The sequence below is a fragment of the Pedobacter paludisoli genome, assembly GCF_052344095.1.
Taxonomy (GTDB): domain Bacteria; phylum Bacteroidota; class Bacteroidia; order Sphingobacteriales; family Sphingobacteriaceae; genus Pedobacter.
Genome location: NZ_CP179926.1, coordinates 4,248,207 through 4,262,995, shown reverse-complemented (window position 1 = coordinate 4,262,995; position 14,789 = coordinate 4,248,207). Strand labels below are relative to the sequence as shown.

General features: G+C 35.9%; 7 protein-coding genes. 5 read left to right on the top strand and 2 right to left on the bottom strand.

Annotated elements, in window-relative coordinates; translation table 11 throughout:
- The first annotated feature begins 131 nt into the window (after positions 1-131).
- The 3 genes from ACJVDK_RS17530 to ACJVDK_RS17520 are packed head-to-tail and all read left to right on the top strand — an operon-like array spanning position 132 to position 8,465.
- Complete coding sequence (locus tag ACJVDK_RS17530; protein ID WP_443937959.1) at positions 132-5,123, top strand: translocation/assembly module TamB domain-containing protein; 4,992 nt, start codon at positions 132-134, stop codon at positions 5,121-5,123.
- Entirely contained in the window at positions 5,107-7,425 is a 2,319-nt protein-coding gene (gene tamL / locus ACJVDK_RS17525; protein WP_443937958.1) for a translocation and assembly module lipoprotein TamL, read from the top strand. Before ACJVDK_RS17530 ends, tamL begins: the two co-directional genes overlap by 17 nt.
- Positions 7,426-7,475: 50 nt before the next feature.
- Complete coding sequence (locus ACJVDK_RS17520; protein ID WP_443937957.1) at positions 7,476-8,465, top strand: YihY/virulence factor BrkB family protein; 990 nt, start codon at positions 7,476-7,478, stop codon at positions 8,463-8,465.
- A 14-nt stretch (positions 8,466-8,479) separates the two neighbouring features.
- On the opposite strand, the gene ACJVDK_RS17515 is transcribed toward ACJVDK_RS17520, so the two are convergent.
- A complete protein-coding gene (locus ACJVDK_RS17515) occupies positions 8,480-10,630 on the bottom strand; it encodes an ATP-binding protein (protein WP_443937956.1) in 2,151 nt (716 codons plus the stop codon).
- 39 nt (positions 10,631-10,669) lie between these two features.
- Entirely contained in the window at positions 10,670-12,541 is a 1,872-nt protein-coding gene (locus tag ACJVDK_RS17510; RefSeq protein ID WP_443937955.1) for a DNA topoisomerase IV subunit B, read from the bottom strand.
- A 657-nt stretch (positions 12,542-13,198) separates the two neighbouring features.
- Here ACJVDK_RS17510 and ACJVDK_RS17505 point away from each other — a divergent pair.
- Both ACJVDK_RS17505 and ACJVDK_RS17500 read left to right on the top strand, forming a co-directional pair.
- Positions 13,199-14,194, top strand: a complete 996-nt coding sequence (locus ACJVDK_RS17505; protein WP_443937954.1) for a hypothetical protein — start codon at positions 13,199-13,201, stop codon at positions 14,192-14,194.
- On the top strand, positions 14,191-14,784 hold the full coding sequence (locus ACJVDK_RS17500) for a hypothetical protein (RefSeq protein WP_443937953.1): 594 nt from the start codon (positions 14,191-14,193) through the stop codon (positions 14,782-14,784). The genes ACJVDK_RS17505 and ACJVDK_RS17500 overlap by 4 nt, the downstream gene beginning before the upstream one ends.
- Positions 14,785-14,789 lie beyond the last annotated feature (5 nt).

Sequence of the window (14,789 nt, the reverse complement as noted above, 5' to 3'; positions counted from 1 at the left end):
CCGTATACATTTTTTCTAATGGGGATGAACAATTTACTGTATTTTTTGTATTATCTAATAAAATCTGCCATTAATATTATTCGTGGCATTATTTATGCAGTTTTTTCACCACTAATTTACAAGAAAACGCCTTGAACAAATACGTACGCAAAGGATTAAAAATTTTTCTGTGGACCATTACCAGCATCCTTTTATTGGTGGTCGCCCTTGCTTTATCTTTAAATATTCCTGCAGTACAAAATTTTGTTAAAGATCGCGTAATATCCTACCTAAAAAAGAAAACACATACCGAAATAAGTCTTCAAAGCATTAAAATTGCGTTCCCTAAAGATGTAGTTCTGAACAAATTTTACATCGAAGATTTAAAAAAGGATACGCTTTTATATGCCGATAAATTAGCCGTAGACATTAGTCTTTTGAAATTGTTAAACAATACCGTTGAAATAAACAACATTGAATTAAACAAGATCCGTGCGAACGTTACACGCATTACACCTGATACAACTTTTAATTTTTCTTTTTTGGTGGATGCCTTTATGACGGAGCAAAAAAAACCTCAAGAAAAAGTAAAAGAAGATACCACCTCTACTCTAAAGTTTTCTATAAATAAAATTGCCCTTCAAGATATTGGTATTACCTACCGGGATGATGTGGCCGGTAACGATATGCGTCTTCATTTAGGCGAGCTCGAAACCAAGATCAAAGATTTTGATTTAACCAATCAACATTATGTGATTAAAACCTTCGATTTAAAAAATACTTCGCTTACTTATTTACAGCAAAAACCACTCACCCATTTGGTTCAGCACATCACCAATACAGTAGATAGCAGTCAAAAAGAGGAAGGAAGATTACCCTTAGTTGAAGTCGAAGAATTCTTATTTAGTAATGTAAAAATAAAATACGACGATCAATTAGCCACCACCAAAGCTGTTTTAAATTTGGCTGATTTGGGATTAAGCAATACCAAAATAGATTTAACGCATAACAAATATCAAGTAAATGATGCGCATTTAAACAATTCATCCATTCTATTTGCCTTTAAACCGGCCCCTGCTAATGATTTAAATAAAGTAAAAGACACGGTTTTAGTCGAGTCATCGCCCATGGCCATTCTCGTGAACAACATTTCCCTTGAAAATAATGCCGTACAATTTGATAATCTAGCAGCTAAACCTTTGCCCAAAGGGATGGATTTTAATCACTTAAAAATTACCAAGCTAAACTTAGGTGCCAACAACATTCGTTACGACGCCAAGGGCATTTTAGCAACGGTTAAGAATGGAAGCTTGAACGAAAAAAGTGGTTTTATTTTAAATGATTTAAAAGCGGCAGTTACCTATACCGACAAGCAGATTCGGGTACGTGATTTCCTATTCAATACGCCAAATACCTATATAGAAAACAACACGAATTTAACGTTTAATTCAATAGAGGATTTAACCAAGCATCCAGAAAAAGTTAAAATTCAGCTTGATCTTAAAAATACAACCATTGGTTTAAAAGATGCTAGCTTTTTTAGCGATGCCGTTCCAGCTGCATATCGAAATGAAAAAATTAAAGTTAATGCCTCTGTTAAGGGGTATCTGAATAATTTAAACATCCCTCAATTACAAATTACTGGGTTAAAAAACACGCACATAGCGTTAGAAGGAACCATAAAAGGATTGCCTACAATTGAAAAAACCTATCTGGATATAAACATCCAAAAGTTGGCTACCAGTAAACGAGATTTATTGGTGTTAGTTCCTTCATCGGCTTTGCCGACAAGCATTGAACTACCGAATCAAATCAATGCTACAGGCTATTTTAAAGGCACGATGAGTACGTTCAAAACCAATTTAAATGTAAAAACTGATATGGGTAATGCGGCCTTACTAGCCAGTTTGAGCGGCGCAAAAGGTAAAGAAAAGTATCAGGGAAATGTGAACATTCAAAACTTTAATGTAGGCCGACTTTTAAAAATGCAACCCAATTTAGGGCGGGTTACCATAAAAGCCAATGTTTCTGGAACGGGGTTAGAACCGAAAAAAATCAATGCTAAATTTAATGCCAAACTAATCAGTGCGTACTACAACAAATATACCTACAGAAATTTAAATCTTCAGGGCTCGTACGCCAATCAGAGAGTTAATCTAAAAGGTAATATGACCGATAGCAATGCCAATTTCAATTTAAATGCTCGTGTAAATATGGCCGGTAAATATCCTGCGGTAAATGCACAGTTAAATTTAAAAAGGTTAGACTTACAAGCTTTAAACTTCTATGCAAGAACCTTACAAGCAGCCGGTAAAGTGCATGTAAATTTACCTACAGCGGATATCGATTATTTAAATGGAAACGTAGATGTAACTGGTTTACAACTTGTAATGAATAATGAATTGATTAACGTTGATACCTTATTTCTACATGCTAAAACTACCGCTACAGCAAGTTCATTAAAACTAAAATCAGAAATTCTATCAGCCAATTTAGAAGGCAATTATCAATTGAGCAAACTTGGTGCAACACTTATTAATGAACTCAATAAATATTATGCTTTTGGTCAGGTTACTCCGGTTCCAGACCAACGTCTGAAGTTTGGCATTCAGATTTATGATTCAAAGTTGTTGAAGAAATTCGTGCCCGAGCTAACGGTATTTAAACCTGCCCAAATAAATGGCTTAATTGATACCAAACAAGATAGCCTACTCCTAAAGGGAAGCTTTCCTCAAGTGGTGTATGGCGATTATAGAATTGACAGCATAGCCTTAAGTGTAGAAAATAAAACCACAAATGAGCTTGGTTACGATTTCAATGTTAAAAGCCTTCAAAGTCCGTCTATTTCTTTATTCAACACCGAAATCAGCGGTACCGCAGCGAATAACAACTTAAATGTAAACATCTTTTTACGCGACAAAGAGCTAAAAGATAAATATGTGATAGCTGGATTGTTCCAATCCATTAATAAAGATTTTAGGTTTAATTTAGATCCGCAAAAACTAATTTTAGATTACGAAAAATGGACAGTTTCGCCCGAAAATTACATTCAATTTGGTCAATCGGGTATTTTGATTAATCAATTCCAACTAAGCAATAGTGGCCAATCGTTAAGCATTAACAGCACACCAAGTACACCGAATGCTCCTCTTGCTATTGAATTTAAAGATTTTCAATTAGCTACATTAACCAAGTTTGCCGATACAGACACCACGTTGGTTGGCGGAAAGTTAAACGGTACCGCTACTGTAATGGATTTAGCACAAACACCAAAGTTCGAAGCCAATCTATCCATCGAAGGATTGCGTTATCAAAAAGATGAATTAGGTACGCTTCGCTTGGTAGCGAATAACCATACCGAGAATGCTTTTGAGATTAATGCGGCCTTATCGGGCGTACACGAGCTACGCGTAAATGGGTTTTATTATACGGAACCAAACAGCGCATTAGACCTGAAACTGAACATCGATAAAATCGAGCTAAAAAATATTGAAAGTCTTTCTGCGGGTCAACTAAAAGAAGGTAAAGGAACTATTTCGGGTGAATTAACCCTGAAAGGATCTTTAACCGAGCCCCGCATTTTGGGCGACATAAACTTTAATGATGCAGGTGCTCGTATTGCTTATGTAAATTCCTATTTTCGGTTACCGAGTGAAAAAATATCGTTCACAGAGGAAGGAATTCGTTTCAATAATTTTACGTTAATCGATTCGCTAAATCAAAAAGCAACCATTAATGGAATGGTCTATACCAGCAACTTTAGCGATTTTAAATTTGGTTTGGACATCAGAACCAACAATTTCAGAGCACTAAATTCTACCGCTGTGGATAACGAACTTTTCTACGGCACTGTTTTCCTTACCAGCAATATAAAAATCAGAGGTGATTTAAATCAACCCGATGTCAACATGAGCGTTCGCATTAACAAAGGAACAAACTTTTTCTTTGTAGTACCAGCGAGCGATCCATCGGTTATTGATCAAGAAGGAATTGTTCAGTTTGTGGACGAAGATGCTCCTCCATTTAACGGAGAAAAGGCCTTAAATGTCGATAGCGTTACAAAATCGCCTTTAAAAGGAATTAATCTAGTGGCCGATATTGCCATTGATCCAGAAGCAGATTTAAACATCATTGTGGATCCGCTTAACGGCGATAATTTAAAAATTAAAGGCGAAGCAAATTTAAATGCCGGAATCGATCCAAGTGGAAAAATAAGTCTAACCGGAAGATACGAAGTATTAACAGGAGCGTATAAACTCACGATTCCAGGATTGGGGCAAAAAGAATTTCAGATTGAAAAAGGAAGCACAATCATTTGGACCGGAGAACCGATGGAGGCCAACGTTAACATTACTGCCATGCACGAAGTAAATGCTGCACCAATAGATTTATTAAATCAACCTGACCGAGTAGAGGCCAAAACGAAATTACCTTTTCAAGTTTATTTATACATGAAAGGCGAACTATTGAAACCAAAAATCTCGTTCAAAATAGAGCTTCCAGAAAATGAACGAAATGCTTTAGGAGGCGATGTTGAAACCAAATTGAACAATGTTAATCGCAATGAAAGCGAACTAAATAAACAAGTATTCGCTTTGTTGGCACTTGGTCGTTTCATAGCAAACAATCCGTTCCAAAGTTTAGCTAGTACCAGTACCTCAGCCATTGCACGCCAAAGTGTAAGCAAACTTTTAACCGAACAGCTTAATAATTTAGCGTCCGACTTAATTCAAGGCGTTGAATTAAATATTGGTGTAAACTCTTCTGAAGATTATTCAAGCGGCTCGGCACAACAAAAAACAGATTTAGAAATTGGTTTATCAAAAAAATTATTGAATGATCGATTAACCGTTACCGTAGGAAGTTCGTTTGGATTGGAAGGTTCTCAGCCTGCTGATAAAAATGCGAACAATATTGCCGGAAACGTAAATGTCGAGTATGCCTTATCTGCAGATGGTCGTTATCGCTTACGCGGATATCGCCGAAACCAAAATGAAAGCGTTATTGAAGGGCAAATTATCGAAACGGGTTTAGGTTTTACCCTAGTAATGGATTACAATAAATTCAAAGAAATTTTCGAACAAAGAAGATCGAGAAAAAGATTTAGAGAAGAACAAAAATTTAAAAATGAAACAACTAACTAGACCATTTCTTTTTTTGCTGGCCTGTTTAGTATGGATGGGATGTAGCACGACAAAATCGCTTAAACCGGGACAATATCTATATACTGGAGCCGAAATTGATATTAATCCTGATTCTTCTGTAAAACTTGATAATGAAAAACAAATTAAAACAGATTTACTAAGTAAAACACGACCAAAACCGAATAAATCTTTTCTAGGTTTAAAACCCAAATTAATGATTTATAATCTGGCTGGTGAACCTAAAAAACCAAAAGGCATACAACACTGGCTACGTACCAAAGTAGGCGAACCTCCTGTTCTTTTAAATGAAGTAAAATTAGATTTCAATAGTAAAGTACTAGAAAGTTACCTTATAAGTATTGGTTATCTACAAAGTGCCGTAATTGGCGATACGGTTACGAAAGGTAAAAAAGGAAAAGCCATTTATACAGTGACAACCGGAAACCGATATAAGATCAATAAAATTACTTTTCCATCCGATTCGGATAGAATATCTAAAATTATACAAAGCAAAAAAGAAAACTCATTGCTTAGAATCGGTGATTTTTACGATCTAGAAATCTATAAAAATGAACGCATCCGTATTGATAACGATTTAAAAGAAAGTGGATATTTCTATTTTAGCCCCGATTACTTAATACTTCAAGTAGACAGTACCATTGGAAAAAACTTAGTTAATATTAGCTTAAAAGTAAAAAGTTCTAGTCCCGATGCTGCTTTAAAGCCTTATAGAATTAACGACATTAAAATTTATCCAAATTACAGCTTACGCCGTGATGCCGCTTTACGTAGATTAAAGCCATTGGAATACCACGACTTTAAAATATACGATAGTTTAAATACATATCGCCCTCGATTATTTGACCGCTTGGTTTTCTTTAAAAAGGATGAATTGTACAATCGAAAAGATCATAATCAATCGCTAAATCGGATGGTTAACATAGGCGCCTTTCAGGATGTACGAGCAGAATTTATCCCTTTGGATAGTTTCAAGAATAATCAACTCGATTTAAACATCTATCTCACTCCTTACAAAAAATACTCCATCAGCTTTTCAGTGTTAGGAACGAGTAAATCAAACAATTTTGTGGGATCTGAAGTAAAAGTAACCCACACTACCCGAAACCTTTTAAAAGGTGCAGAGCAGCTAGATATTAGTGCCAGCGGCGGATTCGAAACTCAGGTTAGAGGAACCTCACAAGGAAGAAATACCTACTCATTCACGCTTGAAGGAAAATTAAGCATTCCACGTTTTATTGTACCTTTTTATAAGCCGAACAGTACAACGGCATTTATTCCTCGCACGGTAGCTTTGCTAAACTACCAATTGCTAAATCGTGGTTCAGAATATAAATTAAATTCTTTTAAAGGAGAGTTTGGATATTATTTCAATGAAAATCAATATAAGGAACATATTTTAAACCCTATTTCTATAAACTTTGTTCAACCAATTTTTTCTTCGGATAGTGTAAGAAATAACTTATTCAATACGAACCCTTTATTACGTAATACACTTGAACAACAATTCATTATTGGTAGTAATTACAGTTTTACCTACACCAATCAAATGGAAAGCCGACGAAGAAACAATATGTATTTCAACGGATTAATTGAAACGGGTGGTAACCTCTGGGGCTTATTTATTCCAAAAGACTCAGAAGGGCGCAAAACGCTGTTCAACGTACCTCTAACCCAATTTGTGCGCTTAGAAGCCGATGCCAGAAATTTTTATAAAATAAATCAAAAACTTATCTGGGCAAACCGCTTTAATGTAGGTTTTGGTTATGCATATGGCAACAGTAGCTCCTTACCTTTTGTTAAACAGTTTTTTGGCGGTGGTAGTAGCGATATTCGTGCATTTCCGGCCCGTGCTTTAGGGCCTGGATCCTATAAAGTTCCCGATACACTTTCTTTTACAGATCAAGGGGGTGACATCAAAATTATGTACAACACGGAGTTACGCTTTAAAATTTTTAGCATTCTTTACGGAGCTGCCTTCATCGATGCTGGAAATATATGGCTTAGAAAGGAAGATACGCCAGATCCAAACGTTCCGGGTAGTGGCCGCGTAGGTTCAGGTTTTAAATTTAAAAACATTTTAAGTGAGATGGCTGTTGGTACAGGAGCAGGATTACGTGTTGATGCCTCTTTTTTTGTTGTACGTTTAGATGTTGCCTTCCCAATTCGTAAACCTTACTTGCCACCGGGCGAGCGATGGGTTTTCAAAGACATAAATTTTGGCGACTCGGATTGGAGAAGACAAAACATCATTTATAATATCGGCATCGGGTATCCTTTTTAATGTGTAGCGAACATGTTAATTAAGCAAAATCATCTTAAAAAATTAATTGTATGCTTAAATTAATCACAAAAGGAAAAGAGTTTGGTTTGAACACTTACCATCTATTTATTGCGGCTGGAAAAGGGTTTATGGAAGACCGTATAACAAAACTTAGTGCGGCACTTGCTTATTTCACTATTTTTTCCATTTCCCCTCTGTTAATTATTATCATTGCCAGTGCAAGTTTAATTTACAGTCAGGAAGCGATTGAAAACCAATTATTTTCGCAAATTAATGATTTTGTTGGCCAAGATGTTGCCCTGCAAATTCAAAGTTTTGTGGCCAATGCCAGCTTATCGGGAAAAAGTTCATTTGCCTTGATTATTGGTATAATTGTGCTTGTTATTGGTGCAACGGCGGTATTTACTGAAATTCAAGATAGCATTAATTTGATTTGGAAAGTAAAAGCGATTCCAAAAAAAGGATGGAAAAAACTCATCACCAACCGACTGCTATCCTTTTCATTAGTGGTTTCTTTAGGATTTCTTTTATTGGTTTCTTTAGTATTAAACAGCATTGTATTAAGTTTAGGAAACAAGCTCACACAATATATCCCTCAAATTTCCAGTACTACCACCGTTTTTATATTAATCTTTAATAATGTGCTTACCATTCTTGTTAGCACAGGGGTTTTTGCAGTCATTTTTAAAGTTTTGCCAGATGTGATATTAAAATGGAAATCGGCTTTAGTTGGCGCATTATTTACTGCGCTGTTGTTTAGCTTAGGTAAGTATTTAATTGGTTTATATTTAGAAAAAACTAGCCCAGGATTGGTTTTCGGTTCCGCAGGATCGCTGGTAATTATTTTACTCTGGATCTATTATACCGCCATTATCTTATATTTCGGTGCAGAATTCACACAAGCCTTTGCAGAAAAATATGATGATGGAATAGCCCCGACCAAATATGCAGTACATTTAAAAACTGTGGTGGTAGAAAAAAATGTTGCGGTGTTACCTCCTCAACATCCAGAAGACACTGGGGAATTACCCAAAAAATAGTAAAATACACACTTCTATTTGATGTAAGTTATAATCTTTTCAATTAATTCCCGTTCAAAAAAAGGCTTTAATACCAGATCACTCATACCCGATGTTAAATATTTGTCGCGGTCTTCTTGCATAACGTTGGCGGTAACTCCCAAAATGGGGATGTATCTTTTTTCTGGATTATCCAAACTTCTAATTTTAAGGGCTAACTCAATTCCATCCATAATTGGCATTTGGATATCGGTTAAAATAATATCATACTTATTTTCAGCTATCAAATCCAGGGCTTCTACGCCGTTTGTAGCCGAATCATACTGAATCTTGTATCGCTTCAAAATAGTTCCGGCCAACAAAATATTCAATGTATTATCATCTACTAAGAGAACCTTTTTACCTGCAAGCGCTGCTTCATTTTTTAACAAAACGCTTGCTGCATCTTTAATTGGTTTATCAACTATTTTATAGGGGATATGAAACGAGAAAACGGTCCCTTCTCCCAGCTTACTCAGCAACTTAATTTTCCCTTTATGCAATTCAATTATTCGCTTACAAATGGCCAAGCCTAATCCAGTTCCTTTGGCTTTTGTTTCAGCTGAGCTATAATTTGCCTGCGCAAATTCATCAAAAATTAATTTTTGATCTACTTCGTTAATTCCAACTCCAGTATCAGAAACTGCAACTTCTAACAAAATAGAATCATTGGATAGTTTAGTAAAGTTTGCTTCTAAGCTTACCTTTCCAACTTCTGTGAACTTAATGGCATTTCCCAATAAATTCATAATCACTTGCCTCAAACGAAGGGAGTCGCCCAGCACGTATTGTGTTTTTTCGAGTCCTAACTTTATATCATATGCAATATTCTTTTTTTCGGCCAAGATACTTAAGGTTTGAAAAACATCCGAAATGGCTTCATGTACCGAAAAAGGAGCTTGTTCCAAGGTAACTTTGCCCGTTTCATATTTCGAAAAATCCAAAATGTCGTTCACAACCTCCAATAACATTAAAGAAGAATTCCGAATAGCGCTAATGTGTTGTCTTTTTACTGGAGACAGTTGCAATTGATTCAATTGTTCTGAAAAACCAACAATTGAGTTTAATGGCGTTCGAATTTCGTGACTCATGGTAGCCAACAATCTACTTTTAGAAATCGCAAGCAATTCTGCCTTGCTACTAAAACGAATTAGATCTTCTTCCTTTTTATAAAACCGGTAGATGAAATAAAAGATCACGACAAGAAGTCCGGTAACAAAAGCGAATAAAATAAACGTAAATCTGTTTTGATTATTGAGTATTTGATTTTGCTCTTTAATGGCTTCATCGTGTAAGGAGGCGAAATTTTGCCATTCGCAATTTTTATAGCTATCGACCTCTTTAGCAATGGCTTCAATAAGCTTATGGTTCACAGCAAGCAGATCTATTTCGCTATTTTTGAGCGCCATATTTAGCTTATAAATACGTCGATAGTAGTCATTTATCCGACTTAATTCTACCTTATTATAGGCTTTACTTTCTTTGGATGTATCAGCAGAAATAGTCTTCTTTACCAGGGTTTTATTGGCTTTAGCCAAGCTATCGCTTTCTACTGTATCCGTTTTTTTAAATGCCGATATTAATCGGCCAAAAAATTTCTTCTTCGGTAGTGGTTTGGCTTTATAATTTAAGGTATCTACTCGGACTACACTTATAAACCGACTGGTTGTATACTCCTTGACTTTCGAAAAGTCATTATTTTCAGCTACTTTTTCCTTTACAATGCTCGAGAACCCCATTAAACTATCAGAAAGCTTTTTCAGGTTCAAAAGCCGTTCTGTTCGTTCTTTCTTTTGCGCTAAAAGTATATTAAAATTATTTGAAGATTCTATTTGTTTGGCGGTATCACTTCTAAAAATAGAATCTAGCGTTTCGCCAACACTTTTGATATCGGCAACAAATAACGTGTAAAAACGCGGTTGCCTACTCACTAAATACATCCGACAACTGTTCTCAGCCTTATAAAGCTTTAATATGCAGCCGTTCAAACCGTTAAAATTTGGTCGATTAGACGGCATTTCAATATTAAGCCTTTCGGCTGATATTTCAGAAAATTCTAGGATCAATTTAAGCGAAATCGCAAAAATTACAAAGACTAAAAATGCAACAAACAGGTATTTTCTAGCGTTTTTCTTAATTGTTTTCAAAGTGTTTGAATTAACGCGCGATTAATCCAAGTCCCGAACTTATGCTACATCCTCAACAATTTTAGGTGCTTCTTCCGCCACTTCGTCTTTTTCGATTCGTAAATTTCTAATGATGTGTTGTTGTCTATCGGGTGTATTTTTGCCCATGTAATACTCCAACAATCCTTTAATGGTTTGATCCTTCAAAATTACTGGATCTAATCGAATATCTTTTCCAATAAATAACCCAAACTCATCAGGTGAAATTTCTCCTAGCCCTTTAAAACGTGTAATTTCCGGCTTGTTTCCTAACTTGTCTATCGCATTTCGGCGCTCTTCATCGCTGTAACAATAAATAGTTTCTTTTTTATTTCGAACCCTAAACAATGGGGTTTGCAAAATATATACGTGACCCGCCTTAACCAAATCCGGAAAAAACTGCAAAAAGAACGTCATCATCAATAAACGAATATGCATTCCATCTACATCGGCATCGGTTGCAATTACAATATTGTTGTAATGCAATCCATCCAATCCGTCTTCAATATTTAAAGCGTGTTGTAATAGATTGAATTCTTCATTTTCGTACACCACCTTTTTAGTTAACTCGTAACAATTTAAGGGCTTACCCTTCAAACTAAAAACCGCTTGCGTATCAACATCGCGCGATTTAGTAATAGAACCCGATGCAGAATCACCTTCTGTAATAAACAAGGTAGTTTCGTACCTTTTTTCGTGAGTACTGTTAAAATGAACTTTACAATCTCTTAATTTTTTGTTATGTAGGGATGCTTTTTTAGCGCGATCGTTTGCTAGCTTTTTAATACCGGCAATATCTTTTCGTTCTCTTTCTGACTGGATGATTCGTTTTAGTAATGCATCGGCAACATCGGGATGTTTGTGCAAATAGTCATCTAATTCTTTTTTAACAAAATCGTTGATAAAGGTTGCCACTGAAGGCCCTTCTGGCCCCATGTTTTGCGAGCCCAATTTGGTTTTCGTTTGCGACTCAAACACGGGTTCTTGTACACGAACCGAGATAGCAGCTATAATAGATGAACGAATATCCGAGGCATCAAATTCTTTCTTGTAAAACTCGCGAACAGTTTTTACAACGGCTGCTCTAAATGCTGCCTGATGCGTACCCCCTTGTGTAGTATGTTGCCCATTCACAAAAGAATGATAATCTTCGCCATACTGCTGACCATGCGTCATGGCAATTTCTATATCGTTCCCCACCATGTGGATGATTGGATAACGTAACTCTTCTGGCTTGTTAAATTTCGACAGTAAATCGTATAGTCCTCTTTCTGAAAAATATTTTTGATTGTTGAAGTTGATGGTTAATCCCGTATTCAGGAACACGTAATTCCAAACCATGCTTTCGACAAAATCGGGGATATAATGGTAATTTCTAAAAATCGACTCATCCGGATAAAATGTGATGGCTGTTCCATTTCGCTGAGTAGTATCAATTATAGGCTGCTCGTTTACAATTTCACCTTTCGAAAACTCTACTTTCTTCGTTTGTCCATCGCGATACGACTGCACCGAAAAACTGGTAGAAAGTGCATTTACAGCCTTGGTACCGACCCCATTTAAACCTACTGATTTTTGAAAGGCATTGCTATCGTATTTACCCCCGGTGTTAATTTTACTCACGCAATCGATAACTTTACCCAAAGGAATTCCACGACCATAATCACGCACGTTTACCTTTTGTTCAGAAACCGTAATTTCGATGGTTTTTCCTGTTCCCATCACAAACTCATCAATCGAGTTATCTACAATTTCCTTTAACAAAACATAAATTCCATCGTCTTGCGCAGAACCATCACCCAACTTACCGATATACATACCGGGGCGTAAGCGAATGTGCTCTTTCCAATCCAATGAGCGAATACTGTCGTCGTTATAAATTACTTCTGCCATAAATAGTGTGTTCTGTACTATGTCATTCGAAACCTTGTGTCAAACACAAAGCGACGGCACCGAGGGATTTCGGAATAAGCCTTAACGTTAACATAATGGTAAAATAAGGAATGATTTGTTATTAAAACGCGTGCAATCATACATTGCTTTTATTTTGAATAGCAAAAAATATTATACAATAATAAAACTAATCTTTCAAGCTGTCAACATTAAAGTTTCAACAACGACAGCAGAAAGCTGAGAAGCAGAAAAATAAATTGCGCTTATCAGTGGAAAAAGAACCTGGCTTAATCGAATACAGCCAAGCCTAACAACGATTAAAAGGTTTTAATTGCTCATTATACCACAGTGAACACCCAGTATTTTACACGAGGCACATAAAGGTTTGTATTCTTTACTAGCTCAGCAAATTCAAGCATTTGCTGTCATACTCAAGTGCGGCAAAAATTCTCAAAAAAAAACAGGTATAAATTAATATCAGTCTATTGCTCGTTGAAAAGAAGTACCTCGTTCGACAGAACAACATGTTAACACATTTATTTTAAACAAATTGAACCAATTTAAACTTTCTAACGTAGCATAAAAATTGAATAAAATCATGTAAAAAATTTGAAGAAGTACCTGCATATCCTTACCTTAATTCAAATTTAAATTAACATGAAAAAATCACTCCTCAAACTTGGCATTTATGCCTCATTACTACTTAGTATACTCTCGTTTAGCCAATCCTGTAAACGAGAATTAGCGCTCTCCCCCTCCCCATATTTAGCTAAAAAAATTAGTGTTTCAAGAGCTAAGAATTACGTCGACTCTTTAAATAGTCAATTAGGAGATTCATCATTCATGAAAAAAATGGCGCTCGAAGCCAATTGGAACAGAGCAATTATAGACAGTTTAGGAAATGTACGAGTACCCGTATCTTTTAATTTAGAGAAATTAAAACCAACAAATGGCAAACCCATACAAAACGGAAAAATAAAGGATGTATTTGAACTTTTCATACGCGAAAAAGAGGGTGAATTAGAAGCTAGCGTTCTTCATTTCACCAAACTTTCAGATAAACTTTATCCCATTCGGCATCTACTAAATGGCCAAGTTAAAAGTAAATTAATTGCTAGTATCTCACTTAAGGATTTAAATGCTTTACAAAAAATAAGTGGAGGAAATAAATTATTAGCTTCTGTAAATAATAAATTAATGATTTACAAAAGTGAGTTTACGAGTCTGATAGAAACAACCTATGGTGGCAATGTCACTGACTGGGCGGTATATGAATGTCCTCCTGCCACACATTTTGATCCAACAACTTGTATTTGTGAGAACTTGTATAACGTAACAACAAACCCATACCCATATCCAGAGTTATACATGATTTTAGTGCGAAATTTCACCTACGAATATGTTGCTTATCCTTTTGGTTTTCATGGATCTCAAATTGTGGATGACCCTGAAATACCTGAAGATCCGATTGACCCAAATAGCAATGTAGATTGCGCGGGGGTTACAGGAGGCACTGCATATTTAGCTGATTGTGGTTGCATAGGAGGAACAACGGGTATACCAAATTGTGATGAATTAGGAGATGATCCTAATACAACGCCTACGGCAGTTGTCGTGGAAATACCACCATCTATACTGCAGTATCGTTTTTGAATACCAATCCCAATGTATGGGGATTAACTCGTCAAGAAAGTTTAAATATTCAAATTGGAGCAAGCAAATCTAACTCTACTTGGACAGCAGTTCTATTAAGTGTAACAGGAAATTATTCGGTACAAGGACGCCTGATACCTGGCTGCAGTGAAATAGGTGAAAGTAATTCCGTGAATTATTGTACTCAAGTGCAAGATTTAAAAACACTAGGAAATGCAAATGGACTTTGGTATATGCTTTCTGCAGTACAGGCTCATGAAAATGTACATGTAAGCAGGGGTTATCCAGCTTTACAAAACATTCTATATTCTACAAGAGATAATGTAATCAATTTAACGGTTCCAGATAGTGGTCAATCAAAAAGTCAAGCCATTTCAGAACTTACAAGCCTCGCCAATTTTCAACTAATTCAAAACAATGCATTAGCAAATTGGAGGATTCAATGTGATTTATACGCTGTTACTGACCATGCAAATAATGGGCCTTGCGATTTAGCCGAACACGCTATTGTTGATCCCATTGGTGTTTCAATCTGTAATTTAACAAACACTTATCCTTCTTGGCCAATCTGTACAAGTTGTCCTTATTAATTTCA

Coding starts and splice junctions, on each gene's coding strand:
- tamL (WP_443937958.1), top strand. CDS start 5,107: ATGAAACAACTAACTAGACCATTTCTTTTTTTGCTGGCCTGTTTAGTA.
- ACJVDK_RS17520 (WP_443937957.1), top strand. CDS start 7,476: ATGCTTAAATTAATCACAAAAGGAAAAGAGTTTGGTTTGAACACTTAC.
- ACJVDK_RS17510 (WP_443937955.1), bottom strand. CDS start 12,541: ATGGCAGAAGTAATTTATAACGACGACAGTATTCGCTCATTGGATTGG.
- ACJVDK_RS17505 (WP_443937954.1), top strand. CDS start 13,199: ATGAAAAAATCACTCCTCAAACTTGGCATTTATGCCTCATTACTACTT.